Annotated in this window: 15 protein-coding genes; 9 read left to right on the forward strand and 6 right to left on the reverse strand. The window is 59.5% G+C overall.

Features of this window, described 5'->3' with window-relative positions; translation table 11 throughout:
* The first annotated feature begins 72 nt into the window (after positions 1-72).
* On the forward strand, positions 73-1,368 hold the full coding sequence (locus ACR0IM_RS10960; RefSeq protein WP_480592162.1) for a PP2C family protein-serine/threonine phosphatase: 1,296 nt from the start codon (positions 73-75) through the stop codon (positions 1,366-1,368).
* Here ACR0IM_RS10960 and ACR0IM_RS10965 read toward each other — a convergent pair.
* The gene (locus ACR0IM_RS10965) at positions 1,365-1,808 is read right to left on the reverse strand and encodes an NUDIX hydrolase (protein WP_480681922.1); all 444 of its coding nucleotides are present in this window, start codon (positions 1,806-1,808) and stop codon (positions 1,365-1,367) included. The genes ACR0IM_RS10960 and ACR0IM_RS10965 overlap by 4 nt on opposite strands.
* A gap of 76 nt (positions 1,809-1,884) precedes the next feature.
* On the opposite strand from ACR0IM_RS10965, the gene hslO reads away from it, so the two are divergent.
* The 8 genes from hslO to ACR0IM_RS11005 all read left to right on the forward strand — a co-directional run bounded on the left by hslO (position 1,885) and on the right by ACR0IM_RS11005 (position 11,136).
* Positions 1,885-2,862: an Hsp33 family molecular chaperone HslO gene (gene hslO / locus ACR0IM_RS10970; RefSeq protein ID WP_480641394.1), complete on the forward strand. Its 978-nt coding sequence runs from the start codon at positions 1,885-1,887 to the stop codon at positions 2,860-2,862.
* Positions 2,846-3,451, forward strand: coding sequence for a CoA pyrophosphatase (locus tag ACR0IM_RS10975; RefSeq protein ID WP_480681923.1), 606 nt, complete (start codon positions 2,846-2,848; stop codon positions 3,449-3,451). The genes hslO and ACR0IM_RS10975 overlap by 17 nt, the downstream gene beginning before the upstream one ends.
* Complete coding sequence (locus tag ACR0IM_RS10980; RefSeq protein ID WP_480681924.1) at positions 3,448-4,602, forward strand: CCA tRNA nucleotidyltransferase; 1,155 nt, start codon at positions 3,448-3,450, stop codon at positions 4,600-4,602. The genes ACR0IM_RS10975 and ACR0IM_RS10980 overlap by 4 nt, the downstream gene beginning before the upstream one ends.
* Before the next feature lie 198 nt (positions 4,603-4,800).
* A complete protein-coding gene (locus tag ACR0IM_RS10985; RefSeq protein WP_480681925.1) occupies positions 4,801-6,639 on the forward strand; it encodes an ABC transporter ATP-binding protein in 1,839 nt (612 codons plus the stop codon).
* Positions 6,636-8,468: an ABC transporter ATP-binding protein gene (locus ACR0IM_RS10990; protein WP_480681926.1), complete on the forward strand. Its 1,833-nt coding sequence runs from the start codon at positions 6,636-6,638 to the stop codon at positions 8,466-8,468. Before ACR0IM_RS10985 ends, ACR0IM_RS10990 begins: the two co-directional genes overlap by 4 nt.
* A gap of 57 nt (positions 8,469-8,525) precedes the next feature.
* Positions 8,526-9,755 carry a class I SAM-dependent RNA methyltransferase gene (locus ACR0IM_RS10995; protein WP_480681927.1) on the forward strand — a complete coding sequence of 410 codons (1,230 nt, stop codon included), beginning with the start codon at positions 8,526-8,528 and terminating at the stop codon, positions 9,753-9,755.
* Between the two features lie 20 nt (positions 9,756-9,775).
* Positions 9,776-10,561 carry an ion transporter gene (locus tag ACR0IM_RS11000; RefSeq protein WP_480591921.1) on the forward strand — a complete coding sequence of 262 codons (786 nt, stop codon included), beginning with the start codon at positions 9,776-9,778 and terminating at the stop codon, positions 10,559-10,561.
* Between the two features lie 56 nt (positions 10,562-10,617).
* Positions 10,618-11,136 (forward strand): L,D-transpeptidase family protein, encoded by a 519-nt coding sequence (locus tag ACR0IM_RS11005; RefSeq protein WP_480591917.1) that lies wholly within the window; start codon positions 10,618-10,620, stop codon positions 11,134-11,136.
* On the opposite strand, the gene ACR0IM_RS11010 is transcribed toward ACR0IM_RS11005, so the two are convergent.
* The 5 genes from ACR0IM_RS11010 to galE all read right to left on the reverse strand — a co-directional run bounded on the left by ACR0IM_RS11010 (position 11,120) and on the right by galE (position 17,451).
* Positions 11,120-12,565: a nodulation protein NodH gene (locus ACR0IM_RS11010; protein ID WP_480681928.1), complete on the reverse strand. Its 1,446-nt coding sequence runs from the start codon at positions 12,563-12,565 to the stop codon at positions 11,120-11,122. The genes ACR0IM_RS11005 and ACR0IM_RS11010 overlap by 17 nt on opposite strands.
* A gap of 6 nt (positions 12,566-12,571) precedes the next feature.
* The gene (locus ACR0IM_RS11015) at positions 12,572-14,272 is read right to left on the reverse strand and encodes a DUF5927 domain-containing protein (RefSeq protein WP_480641388.1); all 1,701 of its coding nucleotides are present in this window, start codon (positions 14,270-14,272) and stop codon (positions 12,572-12,574) included.
* A complete protein-coding gene (locus ACR0IM_RS11020) occupies positions 14,269-15,255 on the reverse strand; it encodes a glycosyltransferase family 2 protein (protein ID WP_480681930.1) in 987 nt (328 codons plus the stop codon). The genes ACR0IM_RS11015 and ACR0IM_RS11020 overlap by 4 nt, the downstream gene beginning before the upstream one ends.
* A gap of 167 nt (positions 15,256-15,422) precedes the next feature.
* Positions 15,423-16,460: a glycosyltransferase family 2 protein gene (locus ACR0IM_RS11025; RefSeq protein ID WP_480681931.1), complete on the reverse strand. Its 1,038-nt coding sequence runs from the start codon at positions 16,458-16,460 to the stop codon at positions 15,423-15,425.
* A gap of 7 nt (positions 16,461-16,467) precedes the next feature.
* Complete coding sequence (gene galE, locus ACR0IM_RS11030; protein ID WP_480681932.1) at positions 16,468-17,451, reverse strand: UDP-glucose 4-epimerase GalE; 984 nt, start codon at positions 17,449-17,451, stop codon at positions 16,468-16,470.
* Between the last annotated feature and the right edge of the window lie 50 nt (positions 17,452-17,501).

The following is a 17,501-nucleotide window of genomic DNA, read 5'->3' on the forward strand; positions in this document are numbered from 1 at the left end:
GGTTAAGCAACGCAATCAAGACGCCTTCACGGGATGTTAAATAGCCGCGCGCTAGGGTCGGCGCGTTCAGGTATGGTTGCAGTGCAGAGGGTACAGGTGGCAGAAGGCAGTCAGGCAGAGGCCAGGACAGAGCTGGATTTTGGCGCGATCCAAAAGGTACTTGTCGTTGATGACAGTCGCCTGCAACGGCGGATTTTGGTTGCCTCGCTAAAAAAATGGGGCTTCGAAGTGCTTGAGGCCGACAGCGGTGATGCGGCCATCGAGATGTGCCACGCCTACCCCCCGGATCTGGTGGTCAGCGACTGGGTCATGCCGGGGATGAGCGGGCTGGAATTCTGCCGCGCCTTCCGGGCGCTGGACAGTGAGCAGTACAGCTACTTCATCCTGCTGACCTCAAAAAGCGAAAAGCAGGAGGTGGCAAAAGGACTGGATGCAGGGGCCGACGACTTTCTGATCAAACCGCTTGAGGCCGATGAGCTGCGCGCGCGCATTTCGGCTGGGGCGCGTATTCTAGATATGCAGCGGGAACTGTCCGAGAAAAACCGGTTGATCGAAACCGCTCTGGAAGAACTGCGCGTGGCGCATGATGCCATCGACAAGGATCTGATGCAGGCCCGGAAAATTCAGGACTCGTTGGTGCCGGAACTGACCCGCGAATTCGGCAAGTCGCGGGTCAGCATGTTGCTGAAACCCTGTGGCCATATTGGCGGCGATCTGGTGGGAATGTTCTCGCCCGGGGTCAATCGGCTTGGGTTCTACAGCATCGACGTGTCGGGCCACGGCATCACCTCGGCGATGATGACAGCGCGGCTGGGAGGCTATCTGTCCAGCAAGCATTTTGACCAGAACGTGGCGATGGAAAAGCGGATGGACAAGTTCTATGCGCTGCTACCGCCCGAGCAGGTGGCCGAAATGCTCAATTGCCGCCTGATGGCCGATGCGGGTGTCGAAGAGTATTTTACCATGGTTTATGCGATCGTTGACTTGCGCAATGGGCATCTGAAAATGGTGCAAGCCGGGCACCCACACCCGCTGGTGTTGCGCCACGATGGCAGGACCGAGTTTCTGGGCGAAGGCGGGCTGCCCATCGGATTGCTGTCGGACGTCTCGTTTCAGCAGACCGAAACCTATCTGCATCCCGGCGACAAGCTGTTGCTGTATTCAGATGGCTTTACCGAATGCGGGCTCGCCAGTGGCGGGCTGTTGGAAGAGGAAGGGCTGCGCCGGATGGCTTTGGAATGCGCCCCCGGCCGCAGCGGGACCGAGTTTCTGGACGACATGTTCTGGCGCCTGACACAGGCCATGGCCCCCGGCAGCGGCACGGATGACGACGTCTCGGCCGTATTCTTTGAATATAACGGGCCCTAGAGCCGGTTCAGGTGTTGAGCGGCAAAGTGACGGTCACCGGCATTGCCCAGCATTTGCGTTGCATCTGCGGTATCCATCCACAACGCCTCATGAAACGGCTCGGTCGGCGGGCCGATACGGCGTACGGGGCGGGCGCGGTAGATCAGGCAGACCTTTTCCGCCCACAGGTCGTATTCGGGCATGTAGGTGAACCGCCGGAACGCGCCAACGCGACGTGCCGCGGCCACAAGCCAGCCGGTTTCCTCGAACACTTCGCGGTGCAGGGCGGTGACAGGTGATTCGCCGGGGTCGATCCCGCCGCCGGGCAGTTGCAGGTCGGGGCCGGGCTCCATCTGACAAGTCAGCAAAAGGTGCCGACCACGAGGCAACAATGCATAAACACCCACACGTCTGATGTATTTCTGCCCCGCTTGCGGGGTTTCACCGAACCGTCTGATCATGTATGGCCCCTTACAACCCGAAGTGTTCGACCTATATGGTGGCGGTATGCCAACCTGTGGCGTTTAAGGAAACCCCATGTCTCTTGGAACGAAAATAGCGTGGGACGATACCGTCCTGCCCTTTCAACTTGATGTATCGGATATGCGCGGCCGTGTGGCCCGTCTGGATGGCGTACTCGACGGCATCCTGAAGCAGCATGATTATCCAGAAAAGGTCGAGGCGCTGGTGGCCGAGATGGCCCTGCTGACCGCATTGATCGGCCAGACCATTTCGCTGCGCTGGAAACTGTCGTTGCAGGTTCAGTCCAAGGGCCCGGTGCGCATGATTGCCACCGATTATTACGCACCCAAGCAAGAGGGTGAACCGGCCCGGATCCGCGCCTATGCCAGTTTCGACCGCGACCGCCTGACCAATGGCGCGCCGTTTGATCAGGTGGGTGAAGGTTATTTCGCCATCATGATCGATCAGGGCAAGGGTTCGCAGCCCTACCAGGGGATCACACCTCTGGCCGGTGGTTCGATCAGCGCCTGTGCCGAGGCATATTTTGCGCAGTCCGAACAGCTGCCGACCCGGTTCTCGCTAAGCTTCGGCAAATCGACCGAGCCGGGTGTTGGTGAGCACTGGCGCGCCGGCGGGGTCATGTTACAGCACATGCCCAAAGCCTCGCCGTTTGTGGCAACCAGCGAGGGTGAAGGCCAGATCCTGACCGCCGAAGATCTGGTGGATGGTGAAGAGGGTGAAAACTGGGGCCGCGTCAATATCCTGCTGGATACAGTCGAAGATCTGGAATTGATCGGGCCTTCGATCGCACCGACCGACCTGCTGGTCCGCCTGTTTCACGAGGAACAGCCGCGGGTTTACGACGCGCAAGCGGTGCAGTTCGGCTGCACCTGTTCCGAGGACCGCGTGCGGCAAAGCCTGTCGATCTACTCGGCCAAGGACATCGAAAAGATGACAACGCCCGAGGGCAAAGTGACCGCCGATTGCCAGTTCTGCGGTGCCCATTATGTGCTGGAACCGGGCACGGTCGGATTTGATGCGGACGACACCTGATCCAACCGAGCAATTACGGGTGGCGCTCAGCCGCCCTGGTCCCGGGTCGAGCGATTTCGACCTTAACCCGGAAACCGTTTTACCCGAGGGCCGCAAGTTGCGCCCGGCAGGCGTTCTGGTGCCGATCTCGGTTTCAACCGGAATACCACGGCTGATCCTGACCAAACGGTCCTCGGCCTTGAAACATCACCCCGGCCAGATCGCCTTTCCTGGCGGCAAGCAGGATGAGGGCGATGTGGATGTCACCGCCACTGCCCTGCGTGAGGCGCAGGAGGAAATCGGTCTGCCGCCTGACTTGCCCGAGATTCTGGGACACCTGCCGACCCATGAGACCGTCACATCTTTTACCGTGACGCCGGTTGTCGCGATCTTACGGGCACCGTTCCAACTGACCCCGGAACCCGGTGAAGTTGATGAGGTATTCTCGGTTCCGCTTGCACATGTGCTCAACCCTGCGAATTATATCGTTGAATCGCGCCGTTGGCGGGGTCACAAAAGGAATTATTACACTGTGCCGTTCGGTCCTTATTACATCTGGGGCGCGACGGCCCGGATGTTGCGGGGATTGGCCGCGCGGGTGAGTGAATGACGCAAATATCGGAAGACTGGGTTACTGACCCGGCAACACAAAAGGTCTGCGCGGCGTTGACCGGGGCTGGGGCACAGGCGCTGTTTGTGGGTGGCTGCGTTCGAAACGCGCTGCTGAGTGCACCAGTCTCGGATATCGACATTGCCACTGATGCGCACCCTGAGCGGGTGATGGAACTGGCACAGGCGGCAGGTCTCAAGGCTATTCCCACCGGCATTGATCATGGCACCATTACCGTGGTCAGTGGTGGTGCCCCGCACGAGATCACCACCTTTCGCCGCGATGTAAAAACCGATGGCCGCCGTGCTGTGGTGGCCTTTTCTGACAAGGTGGAAGAGGACGCCGCGCGCCGCGATTTCACCATGAACGCGATCTATGCCCGGCCCGATGGCACAGTGCTGGACCCGTTGAATGGTCTGCCCGACCTGCAGGCGCGACGGGTGCGGTTCATCGGCACGGCCGAAAACCGAATTCGCGAGGATTACCTGCGCTCGCTACGCTATTTCCGGTTCCACGCCTGGTATGGCGATGCCGAGGCCGGGTTCGACCCGGACGCACTGGCGGCGATTGCGGCCAATCTGGACGGGCTGGCTGGCCTGTCGCGCGAACGGGTCGGGGCCGAGCTGCTGAAGCTTATGGGCGCACCCGATCCCGCGCCTTCGGTTGCTGCCATGCGTCAGGCGGGTGTCCTGGCACAGCTGACCCCGGGGGCCGAAGACCGGTCGCTGGCGCCTCTGGTCGTTTTGGAACACCAGGCCGGGGTCACCCCCGAGCCGATCCGACGTCTGGCCGCCATTGCCACCCCTGAGATCGCCAAAACCTTGCGCCTGAGCAAGGCGCAGTTGCAACGGCTGACCCGGATGCGGGATGAGGCCGCAGGCACCGCCAGTATTGCCGAACTGGGCTTCCGCTATGGGGAAGAAGGCGGGATGCACGAAACCCTGTTGCGCTGCGCTTTTCTGGAACAGCCCTGGTCCGAAGACATGCGGCAGGATTTGCGCAAAGGTGCCGCCGCCGATTTTCCGGTTCAGGCGACCGACCTGATCCCTGACTTCACCGGCCCCGCGCTGGGTAAAAAACTGGCCGAGCTTGAAACCCGCTGGATCGCTTCTGGCTTTTCCTTGAATCGCAAGGACCTGCTGGGCGGTTGAGACGAAGTCTCAAAAAGGGATGACAAAATAATCATATTGTGGTTACGTGCCCCTGTTACCTGATTTGGAGGGAGGCATGCGAATGTATTACGGGATCTGGTTCGGCTAAAGCCGGAACACTTTGACCCGTAAGGGTGGTGTTCTGGCGCCATCTGTTTTCGCACGTCCTGAATTTCCTGCTCAATCGGAGCATCCTCCATGTTTCGCTATTTCGAAAACCTAGTTGACCCTTTTGTTGCGTATGAAGAGACCGACACGCCGCACACGCGGTTGTGGCCGTTCATGCTGGACTATTCCCGGCCGTTCGTGCGGGTTTTCTTCTGGGCCGCGCTGATCTCGGTCATTGTTGCGGCAGTCGAAGTCGGTCTGATCTATTACATGGGTCGGGTTGTTGACCTGTTGTCCGGGTCACCTGCCGAGGTCTGGCAGGCCCACGGCACTGAACTGATCCTGATGGCTGTGTTCGTGCTGCTGCTGCGCCCGATGCTGCATGTGGTCGACGTGCTGTTGCTGAACAACACGATCCTGCCGAACTTCGGCACCCTGATCCGCTGGCGGGCACATAAGCACGTGCTGCGGCAATCGGTGGGGTGGTTCGAGAATGACTTTGCCGGTCGCATCGCCAACCGGATCATGCAAACACCGCCCGCGGCGGGTGAGGCGGTGTTTCAGGTGTTTGACGCCATTTCTTTCTCGCTGGCCTATCTGATCGGGGCGGCGATCTTGTTGATGGCGGCAGATCCACGGCTGCTTCTGCCGCTGCTGATCTGGCTCGTGCTCTATGGCCTGCTGGTGCGCTGGACAGTGGCGCGGGTTGGCCCGGCATCGCAGGCGGCGTCCGATGCGCGCTCAGCGGTAACGGGTCGCGTCGTAGACAGCTATACCAACATCCACTCGGTCAAGATGTTTGCCCATGACGATCAAGAGCTGGACTATGCCCGCGAAGCCATCGAGGAAACCCGCCGGACCTTTCAGGTCGAGATGCGGATTTTCACCATCATGGATGCGGTTCTGGTCACGCTGAACGGTCTGCTGATCGTCGGCGTTGTCGGCTGGGCGATTGCCCTGTGGATGCAGGGCAGTGCCTCTGTCGGTGTGGTCGCTGCAGCCACCGCGCTCACGCTGCGGCTGAACGCGATGACCGGATGGATCATGTGGGCACTGACCAGTTTCTTCCGCCAACTGGGTGTTGTGGCCGAGGGGATGGAGACAATTGCCCAACCCATCGATCTGTTGGATGCGCCAGCGGCCAAACCGTTGCAACTCACCAAAGGACAGATCGACATTCGCGACCTGTCGCACCATTACGGGCGCAAGACAGGTGGCCTGGATCATATCAACCTGACAATGCATCCCGGCGAAAAGATCGGGTTGATCGGGCGGTCTGGTGCCGGGAAATCGACCCTAGTAAAGCTGCTTTTACGGTTCTACGACGTGGAAAAGGGGGCGATCCTGATCGACGGGCAGAACATTGCAAGCGTCACGCAGGACAGTTTGCGCAGTCATATCGGTATGGTGCAGCAGGACAGCGCTTTGCTGCACCGCTCGGTGCGGGACAATATTCTCTATGGCCGTCCCGAGGCCACCGAAGAGCAGATGATCGGCGCTGCAAAACAGGCTGAGGCGCATGAGTTTATCCTCGATCTGCAGGACCCGCAGGGGCGCACCGGCTACGACGCGCATGTAGGGGAACGCGGCGTGAAACTCTCTGGTGGTCAGCGGCAGCGGGTGACGTTGGCGCGGGTGATCCTGAAAGACGCGCCGATCTTGTTGTTGGATGAGGCGACATCCGCCCTGGATTCCGAGGTCGAAGCATCGATTCAGGAAACTCTCTACGGCATGATGCAAGGTAAAACCGTGATCGCAATTGCCCACCGACTGAGTACGATTGCCCAGATGGACCGCATTCTGGTCATGGATGGCGGCCGGATCGTGGAACAGGGCGGACATTCCGAGTTGTTGGCGCATGGTGGGCTTTACGCCCAGTTCTGGGCGCGGCAATCTGGAGGCTTCCTGAACCCGGAGGCCGCGGAATGAAGGTTGCCGACCTGATCGATCCGTTCAAAAACACTGAAACGCCCCCGCCGCAAACGCTGGGGGCGTTTATTCGCTGGTGCCTGTCGGGTGCGTGGCCGATGATTTTTGTTGCGGCCTTTTTCTCGGCCTCGGCGGGCGCGATGGAGGCCGGGACGGCCTGGATGCTGGGACTCGTGATCGATCTTGCAACCGAGAGCGGTCCACAGAACATCCTGACAGGCAGCAATTTGTGGACGATTCTGGGTGTTGCCGCTTTTTTCATGCTGTTGCGCCCGGTGTTTTTCGGGGTTTCGGCGTTTTCGAACAACTATGTCGTCATGCCCAACATCCCACCTCTGGTTCTGGCGAAGCTGAACCGCTGGACGCTGGGCCAGTCGGTCACTTATTTCGATGACGATTTCGCGGGCCGAATTGCTCAGAAACAAATGCAGACGTCGAACGCGATGGCCTCGGTGGTGTCCGAGACGATCAGCGCAATTGTGTTCGCCTTGGCCTCACTTGTAGGCTCTTTGCTTTTGTTAGGGTCTATTCATCCGCTGGTAATCCTGCCCTTTGCTGCCTGGCTGTCGGTCTATTTCCTGCTGATCCGCTGGTATCTGCCGCGCATTCGCGTGCGGTCCTCGGCGCGGGCGGGAGCGCGGGCGATGGTGTCGGGGCAGGTGGTCGACACGATCACCAATATCAAGACCGTCAAGCTGTTCGCTCATTCCGCGTTCGAGGATCAGGCCGCGCGAAGCTCGATGGTCGATCTGCGCGAGAAAATGCTGGCCTTCGGCAAACTGTCTGCCAGCTTCCGCTTTATTCTGATGGTATTGGCAGGTGTTCTGCCAGTTCTGTTGATCGGTGCAACGCTGTTGCTGTGGCGCAACGGAGTTGCGACGGCGGGGGATATTGTGGCTGCGGGTGCGATCTCGATCCGTGTTTCGCAGATGACCGGCTGGGTCAGTTTTACGCTGATGGGGCTCTATGCCAATGTGGGCGAGATCGAAAATGGAATGAAAACGCTGGCCAAGCGCGAGCGGGTCGAGGATGTGCCCGACGCGACCGGCCTGACCGTAACGGCAGGACAGATTGATTTCGACCATGTCAGCTTTGCCTATGGCCGCGATGTGGGCGGTGTAACTGAAGTGACCATGACCGTTCACCCGGGAGAGAAGCTGGGCATTGTTGGCGCCTCGGGGGCGGGGAAATCGACTTTGGTGTCGCTGCTACTCAGGCTCTATGACGGGGAAAATGGCGCAATTCGCATTGACGGGCAGGATGTGCGCCATGTGACGCAGGACAGTCTGCGCGGGCAGATCGGCATGGTTACGCAGGAAACCGCGATGTTCAATCGATCAGCACGTGAGAACATCCTGTATGGCCGCCCGGATGCCAACGAGGATGAGATGATCGCGGCCGCCAAAAAGGCCGAGGCGCATGAGTTTATTCTCAGCCTGCAGGATGCCCATGGTCGCATCGGCTATGACGCGCATCTGGGCGAGCGCGGTGTGAAGCTCAGCGGTGGACAGCGGCAGCGGATCGCCCTGGCCCGTGCCATTCTCAAGGACGCGCCGATACTGGTGTTGGACGAGGCGACGTCCGCGCTGGATTCTGAGGTTGAGGCCTCGATCCAGACAGCGCTTCACCGGGTGATGCAGGGCAAAACCGTGCTGGCGATTGCACATCGCTTGTCCACGCTCAGCGAGATGGACCGGATCATTGTCTTGGATGAAGGGCGGATTGTGGAGACAGGCACTCATGACGCGCTGTTGGATCAAGGCGGGCTCTATGCCCGGTTCTGGCACCGTCAATCCGGCGGGTTCATTCAGGCTGAAGCCGCCGAATAACGCGCATTGCGTGCAAAGGGGTTTTGTTGCGCGCAAAGCCCCGGTATCAGGCCTTCCATGACGCAGCAGTTCACCATAACCCGCTTGGGCCATCAGGGCGATGGCATCGCCGACGGCCCTGTTTACGCACCCCGGACCCTGCCGGGTGAGGTGGTCAGCGGCACGTTGGTTGGCCAGTTGCTGACCGATATCCGGGTTGAAACGCCCTCGGATGAGCGGGTGAAGGCTCGGTGCCGCCACTACAAGGCCTGCGGTGGCTGTCAGTTGCAGCACGCCGCGGATGAATTCGTGGCCGATTGGAAGGTCGAGGTAGTGCGTACCGCCTTGACGGCACAGGGGTTGGAGGCGCCGATGCGTCCGATCCACACCTCTGCGGAACGCTCGCGCCGCCGGGCGACAATCGCGGTAAGACGGACGAAAAAGGGCACGCTGGCCGGGTTTCATGGCCGCGCCTCGGACACGATTACCGAGATTCCTGACTGTCATTTGCTGGACCCGGCCCTGATCGCGGCCATTCCGGTGGCCGAAGCGCTTGCTGTTCTGGGTGGCAGCCGCAAGGGTGTACTGGCGGTGACTTTGACCCTGTCCGAAGGCGGTCTGGATGTGGCGGTCAAGGGCGGCAAGCCTCTGGATGGTCCTCTGGAACTGGCGCTGGCGCAGGCAACCGAGAAACACGGGCTGGCGCGGCTGAGCTGGGATAGTGAGGTGATCGCGATGCGCCATCCTCCGGTGCAGCGGTTTGGCGTGGCCGGGGTTGTGCCGCCGTCGGGTGCGTTCCTGCAGGCGACAAAAGACGGTGAACAGGCTCTAATGCAGGCGGTTTTGCTGGCCACGCAGAGTGCAAAGCGGGTTGTTGATCTGTTTGCAGGCAGCGGTACCTTCTCACTGCCCCTGGCCGAAACTGCTGAGGTCCACGCGGTCGAAGGTGAGGCGGCGATGACCGACGCCCTGGATCAGGGCTGGCGTCGTGCGCAAGGCTTGAAACGCGTCACCACCGAGGCCCGCGATCTGTTCCGCCGCCCGCTGATGCCGGATGAATTGAAGAGCTTTGACGCTGTCGTCATCGACCCGCCCCGCGCAGGGGCCGAGGCACAGATATCCGAACTGGCGCAGGCGCAGCGCCCGGTGATCGCTTATGTGTCGTGCAATCCGGTCACCTTCGCCCGGGATGCAAAAACGCTGGTTAACGCGGGCTACACCCTTGAATGGGTACAGGTGGTGGACCAATTTCGATGGTCATCACACACCGAACTGGCCGCGCGGTTTGTCTTGGGGCCCACATCATGAGCACACAGGAGAAAGTCACAATGGGATTCAATCAACGCCTGCTTGGCATCATTGAAAATCCCATCTTCGGCCGGTTCATCACCGGGGTCATCATTTTCAATGCAATTTTGCTGGGGATGGAGACATCACCCACCCTGATGGAGGCCGCCGGCCCCTTGATCGTGACGCTTGACAGCATCTGTCTGACCATCTTTGTGGCCGAGATCGCCATGAAATTGCTGGCCACTGGGCGGCGGTTCTTTCTAAACGGCTGGAATGTCTTTGATTTCATCGTCGTCGGCATTGCCCTGATTCCCAGTGCCGGGGGGCTGTCGGTGCTTCGGGCGCTACGAATATTGCGGGTTTTACGTGTTATCTCGGTGGCACCCCGCCTGCGGCGGGTTGTCGAAGGCTTCATTTCGGCTCTGCCGGGCATGGCCAGCGTGTTCCTGTTGATGGCGATCCTGTTCTATATCGGTGCGGTAATCTCGACCAAGCTGTTCTCGACGTCTTTCCCTGAATGGTTCGGTGACTTGGGTCAGTCGGCCTATACGCTGTTCCAGATCATGACGCTGGAAAGCTGGTCGATGGGCATCGTGCGCCCGGTCATGGAGGTGTACCCGTATGCCTGGGTGTTCTTTGTGCCCTTCATCATGGTCACCACCTTTGCGGTGGTGAACCTGCTGGTGGGTCTGATCGTGAACTCGATGCAGGATGCACACCATGCCGAGGATGAGGTGAAAACCGACGCCTATCGTGATGAGGTTTTGGAACGGTTGGAAAGCATCGAACGTCGTCTGACCGAACAATCACACAGCAAAAAGTGATTTCAGTTTTTCCATTTTCTGGCATAATGCTGAAAAAAATGAGCAGGCAGTGAAACATGGATCGTCGAGCATTTGGATTGGGCGCAATGGCAACGCTGAGTCTTTCAGCTTGTGCCTCGGCAAGCCCCAGATTTCTAACTTATGATGGACCCGAAGTGACCTCACTGGTCATCAACAAGGGTGCGCGGAAGATGTACCTTCTGCACAATGAGAAAATCCTCAAATCATACGATGTCAGACTTGGGTTTGCTCCGACGGGGACAAAGACCCAGCGTGGCGATGGTCGCACGCCCGAGGGCAGCTATCTGATTGATCGGCGCAACCCCAATAGCAGCTATCACCTTTCGCTGGGCATTTCTTATCCAAATTCGAATGACATTGCGCAGGCCAAGGCGGCGGGTGTGGATCCGGGCGGTGATATTTTCATTCACGGTGAGCCCAAGAAACGGTCCGAGCGTAAGCGCGCCAAAAAGACGCCGGATTGGACCGCGGGCTGCATCGCAGTCAAGAATGAAGAGATCGAAGAGATCTATGCGATGGTAAACCGGGGTACGCTGATCACGCTGCGCCCGTAAGCGGCTTCCAAGCCTCGAACCCGAATTGCAAGTAATCGCGCTGGTAAGCATCCGCCGCCAGCGCCTCAAGCGTGTCGTCGAAAATCTCGGCCAGCGTAAACGGGACATCCGGTGCGCTAAGGCCGGGTGTCGGCGGGCGGTCGTGCCCCATCCGGCGCGCCAGATCGGGCAGGGCGGCAGTGATCTCGTCCTCTCGCAGGATCAGGTCGGGGATAGCAAAAGTAGCCACCCCCTCAAGGGCTTGAGATTGGCTGCACCACACACCGTCCACCCGCACCGGCGTCTGTCCGGCCAGGTTTTGCCGCAGAAAGGTGAGGAAGGCAGAAAACGCCTCATAGTGCTGATCGCGCGAATAGTTACCTTTACGCAGCTGGCCGGGGATCGGCATCTTGAACCGGTTGCGCAGCATGTTGCGGATTTTCAGGTAGGCACCGGGTTCGGTGCTGAGGATATAGGAGCAAAAAGCCGAATGCGCCCGCGCCAGCGGGTGCCGCAGCACGGTGAATTTCCGGTGTCCGGTGTGGGACTGCAGCCAGCGCCGCGTCTGTTTGCGGTTCTGATTTGTGATCAGCTTGTCGGTCTTGGTCGCATCCAGATCGGCCAGCCACTGGGTCACGGGTCCCTCGATCCCGCCGCGTATTGGCAGGTACATCAGCGGCGTTTCAGGTGTGGCGACATAAGTGCCGATCGCGGGCCCGCGACGGGGCTCAAAATTCGGAGTGCGGTGCAGATTGAAACTGTCGATCCGGGCCAGCGCCTGCTCGGCCTTTTCCGGATTAGTCACCTTTGACAGGGCCGTTTCAGGGTTCTGCGGCTTGATCGTGTCGTCGATCGAGGACAGCCGCGACGGAACCCCCAGCCATGCGGCCAACCCATTCAGAACGTCCAGATTGGTCAGGTCGTCATAGGCGATGTAAAACGCGGTCTGCCCGGAGGTTTGAAGCGCGTTGAGCAGCAGAAGTTGAAACTCCTGCTGCTGGTCCAGGTACTTCTCGAATTCCTGCGGCTCGAATTCAACCTGTGCCTCGCGGCGACGTTTGATGTTCTTCAGTTGCCACTGCTTGGTTTCGCGCGCGATTTTCAGCGAAACGTAACTGTCCAGCGGGTTGCGCGTCAGGATGATCTTGGCACAACGCGGGTCGGACAATGCAGGCTCTAATACACGGGGATCGTGCCCCTGAAAGAACCGAAACCCGTTGATCTCGCCCGGTGCGGACCTGATCGCCTGGACCAGTTTCATCGGGTCGTCGTCCCGTTCCTCAAGCGTTACGTCCAGCAAGCTTTCGGATTTGAGGCGGCCTATGAAATGCGGGTTGAACGCTTCGCCATGGCAGGTAACCCCATCCAGTGCGTTCAGGTTGAATTCCAACAGGTTGGACCCGGTGCGCATCGCGGCAAGAACGATGAAATAGTCAAATTCCGACGTCATCACAGGCTATTGCACCAGATAGGGTTTTTTGAACGGCCGGGCGCGGGCGCCAAACACATCATCGGTGGGGAAGTCGCCCATCAGATAGGGGTGCATCCCCTGATTCTTGAGATTTTGAAGGAATTTCCCGAACCCCGAAAGATCCACCATCAACGGTGCTTTTGTCAGGTGGCTGGCGCGTGAGGTACCGATTTCCTCGATCACCGTCTGCAAGGGCTCCATCGGAGATTCCACAAACTCGGCCAGCGACCAGATACGCACCCGCGCCTTGGTCCAGACCGAGTTCAGAACCTCAAGCTGTTTGGTCTCGATTTGCTGCAGGCGGGCGGCTTCATTGCGGATGTCGGCAAAGTTCCTGTTTGACCGAAACAGCGGGATCGCCCAGGCCCCGGTGATGACCGAGATTTGCGCGTTCCTGTCCCGGGTCAGAAACCAGTTGATTTGCTGGGTATCCGCGGGACCGAACTGAAAGCACTGCCGCTCGCCTCGGGTGTTCCAGATCAGGTTTGAGACAAAGGCCGTGGGGTTATAGTCCCTCAGAACGGCGCAATCGCTGAGCGACCCGTTGATAATCGATTGACCTCCGGAAAACTCGGCACGTTCGGGGCCGAACAGATGCCCGTGCACGCGCGCACCCGTGGTTTCGGTCAGCCAGGGCTCGAACCCTTCGAACAGCTCTGTAAAGCCTTGGAACACCGAATAGGGGAAAGAGGTAAGTCCATTCTCGCTGCCGTGGCGCGGGAAGCGACTTTGCATATACAGCCCGTCGCGCCCACAGGTCCGACGCTCGACCGCTTTGGAAAACACACGGTCGATCTTGCCCGGGTTGGGCTCGGCCGGTCGCATGGCGCTGTTCTGATCGGTCAGGAAGGATTGATACAACCGATCTGCGTGCGGCCAGATTTTCCGCGCCACGAAGCAGTCTGAGCGGCGCAGCAGCTGCAGATGGTCGTCATAAAAGATATGCGGCCGACCCTGATAGTCGAATTTGGACAGGGTCAGCGACCGGCTTTCGATATGGGTGGAATAGAGCCGCGCCAGCGTCTGAAAATAGCTTTCATCCGGAATCCAGACACGCCGGAAATAGCGGTCATAAGTCTGTCGCCTGGGGTCCTGCAGAATGGCCGAGAGGGTCTGGCGAGTCAGGCACCACCACTGGCTGCCCATATGCGGCACCAACCCGTCGGGGATTTTTCGGCGTATGCCGAGCGCGCGCTGCAACTTCACATAGGCGTCGAACAGTTTGCGGTTCCTGCGCCAGGAAAACGGGAACCGCAGGGTGAATCGTTCCTGATCCAACCCGCCAATGGTCCAGCTGACATCGGCGGTGGTGGCGCTTTCGACGAAATCAACGCGGGGCCGGTCCGCGAGATAGTCGATCAGTTCTTCTACCGGCCGCAACGGCAGGCAGGCGCCTGATGACAGGTAGACATGATGCACGTCCGGAAAGGTGCTAAGCATCAGTTCCGCAGCGGATTGCGAGGCCGCAACGATGCCCCAACTACCCCATTCGCAGACATGACGGTCGGAAAACCGGATCAGCGGGTCGTTGGCGCATGAAGCGGTGAATTCGGCGTAGACCCGGGCGGGCACTTTGCGGTCCACGTGGATCACCACCGGGCAGCCTGAGGCTGTCCAATGGCGCGCCACCTGCTCGGCCCGGTGCAGCGCCGTGTGGACCAGCATGATGACGCCCAGACGGCTCATGCCCAGTTTCCTTTCGACATCAGGCCAAGGATCTCAAGCTGCCGCCAGTTGATGAGTTTCTCGGATTGCTCGCACCAGAAAACCGGCTTGTCCCCCAATCCCTCGGCATAAGCGCGGTACTCGCCCGACCGGCGGAAGTGCTGGCGGCGCTGCATCTCTTCCTGCGCCTTTTCACCCAAAGTGTTGATGAGCTTGGCATGCAGCAAGGCGCCGCTGGCCTTTTCGCCGCCCCATTCGTCATAGACCTGGTTCAGCCCGCGCGGCAGCAACGAGTGTGTCGAACTGACATAGACATAGCGCCGGTCCCATTTGACCAAAGGGATCTTGTTCAGCGCCGGCGCCTTCGAGGGGGTGTCACGGAAAAACACCCGCGCGCGCGGGCCACCCTGAATCCACAGATTCCCGTAATCCGGGTTTTTGGTGATCATGTAATTGCCGGAATCGAACCAGCGGGCGATCTCAAACGGATCCTGCCCCTCACGATAGGGTTCCGCATCCACCGGCCCCTGCGGGTACATGTCGATCAGCATGGTGCCGAAACTGCGCACAGCGCAGCCATCCAGCCAATCGGTCAGGGCACCGATCGGGCGGGTGTCGCAGAACGGGTAGATGAAGAACTCATCCGGATCGACGGTCAGGACCCAGCGCCCATGCGCGTATTTGCGCAGCAGGTAATTAGACCAGTCCAGCCCGAACGAGGCTCGTTTGTAGCTGGCTTGCGCGTGCCAGACTGAGGTGTCGGGCTGACTGACCAGATATTCGCGCGATCCGTCATCGCTGTCATTGTCGACGAACAGAAAATGGTCGATGCCCAGCTTGCGGTAATAATCCAAGAAATAGGGCAGGCGGATTTTTTCGTTTCGCAACACGCTCATCAACAACACGTCGTTGCTTCGGATGTTGGCGGTTTTGTCGGACACCGGCTTCAGCTGTCGCTGTTTCAGAACGCAGCGCGCAAGGCGGCGCTTGCGCCGCAATCTCATTCGGTATGAATCCAACAGGCTCACGCGTGCGCTCTGCCTTTTTTTGTTCCGCGAGCTTGCCCGGGGGCTGGACGATCCAGAGTGGTGCCGGGCAATTGCCGATTTATGCCACCTTTGCATCTTTCATAGCAACGCATTTAAAATTGGTTAGTCACATATGCGGCTTTTCAGCAAATATTCCCCATAAGGCCCAGTTTCTGCAGTTGGGCCCAGTCTTGAAAGCGGACCGATTGGGGCGTCCACATGTCGGGACGATCGGCGATTGCATCATAATAGGCAGCAAACTGGTCGGGATCGTGGAAATGCTGACGCCGCGCTTTCTCGGATTTTGACTTGCCGACCACTTCGGGCAGGAATTTGGTGTGCAGCAACACCCCTGCAGGGGTGTTGCCCCCGGGTCCGTCATAGATCGCGTTCAGATACCGGGGCAGGGCCGAGTGGCACGAGTTCACAAAGGCATAGCGTCGCGACCACCGGACCAGAGGGATTTTGTTCAGCGTCGGCGAATGGCGGGGCCGGTCGGCAAAGAACATGCGTTCCCGCGCGCCGCCCTGTACCCACAGGTTGCCCAAAGGGCTTTGCCGCTGCGCCCGGTAGGGGCCGGGATCGAACCAGTTCAGAACCTCGGTCGGGTCGGTTTCAGGGTCAAAGCTTTGCGTACCCAGCGGACCCTTGGGATAAAGATCCAGCATCAGCGCGCCAATGGCGGCACGGCCTTGCCGGTCAAGCTCTGCGGTCAGGTCCTGCAGGGGTTTGCTGTCGTGCTGGGGATAGATCAGCAGCTCATCAGCATCCACCATCAAGGTCCAGTGACCATGCCCATAGCGCATTTGCAGCCATGTCAGCCAATCCAGCCCGTATCGCGCCTCGCGATAGCTGGTCGGGGTTTGCCACAGCGACGCATCCGGCTGATCACGCAGGAAATCGACCGAGCCGTCATCGCTGCCGTTATCCACGATCAGAAAATGATCTACCCCCAGCGCGCGATAGTGGCGGAAGAACCACGGCAGGCGGTTGAGTTCATTGCGCAGCGTGGTGAATGCCAGAACGGCACCGGGCCTGATCTGTGCAGTCTGATCGTTCAGGCTGGTCAGTTGATGGCGGCTGCGGAAGGATCGCCACAGCAGCCGCCGCCGTTTCAGACGCAACCGGTATTTCTGCACCCATCCTATGGCCGGAAGAGTATCGGTTGCACGGTCGGTCATGGGCGGCTCATTTCGCGTAATTGCCGTTCTGATGCCAGCGCCAGGCATCGCCGATCATTGTCTCTAACGTTGATTTTTTCGGCGTCCAGCCCAGCTCTTGCCCGGCGCGGACCGAGCCCGAGACCAGTTTGGTGCAATCCCCGGCGCGGCGGGGGCCGATAGAATACGGCACCTCGCGATTGGTGACGGCTTTGGAATGGCCGATTACTTCCATCACCGAAAAGCCCGAGCCGGTTCCCAGGTTAAACACCCGGCTGCCTTTGCCCTGTTCCAGCCAATTGAGACCCAGCACATGTGCATCGACCAGATCGCAGACATGCACATAGTCGCGGATGCAGGTGCCGTCCGGCGTGTCGTAATCAGTGCCGAACACGGTCAGCCCGTCGCGCTTGCCGTCGATGGCGTCCAGCATCAGCGGCACCAGATGGGTCTCGGGGCGGTGGAATTCGCCCACCTCGCCGTCCGGATCGGCGCCGGCGACGTTGAAATAGCGGAAGATGACGTGATTCAGACCGTGTGCGGCTTGGAAATCGCGCAGGATATCCTCGATGGCGCGTTTCGATGCGCCATAGGCGTTCAGCGGTTCCTGCGGCGTGTCTTCGTCCAGCACCACATTGTCATGTTCGCCATAGGTGGCGCAGGTCGACGAGAAGACAAAGTTCAGGCAACCTGCGGCGACCGCAGCTTCTATCAGGGACAGCGAGCCGGTGACGTTGTTGGTCCAGTATTTGCCGGGTTCGGACATGGCTTCACCCACCTGGCTGAGGGCGGCAAAGTGCATCACGGCGGCAGGTTTGTACTTGCCAAAGACCTCATCCAGTCGGGCGCGATCCAGCAGGTCACCCTGTTCAAACGGGCCGAATTTTACTGCGTCCTGCCAGCCAGTGATCAGGTTGTCATAGGTCACTGGTGTATAGCCTGCCTGCGCCAGCGCCTTGCAGGCGTGCGATCCGATATATCCGGCACCGCCGGTTACAAGAATGTTGGTCATCTATTCTTCCAGGTTTATTAACTGTGCACAGCTACGCCGTCAGGCCTATG

This window comes from Ruegeria sp. BF6 (assembly GCF_056538665.1).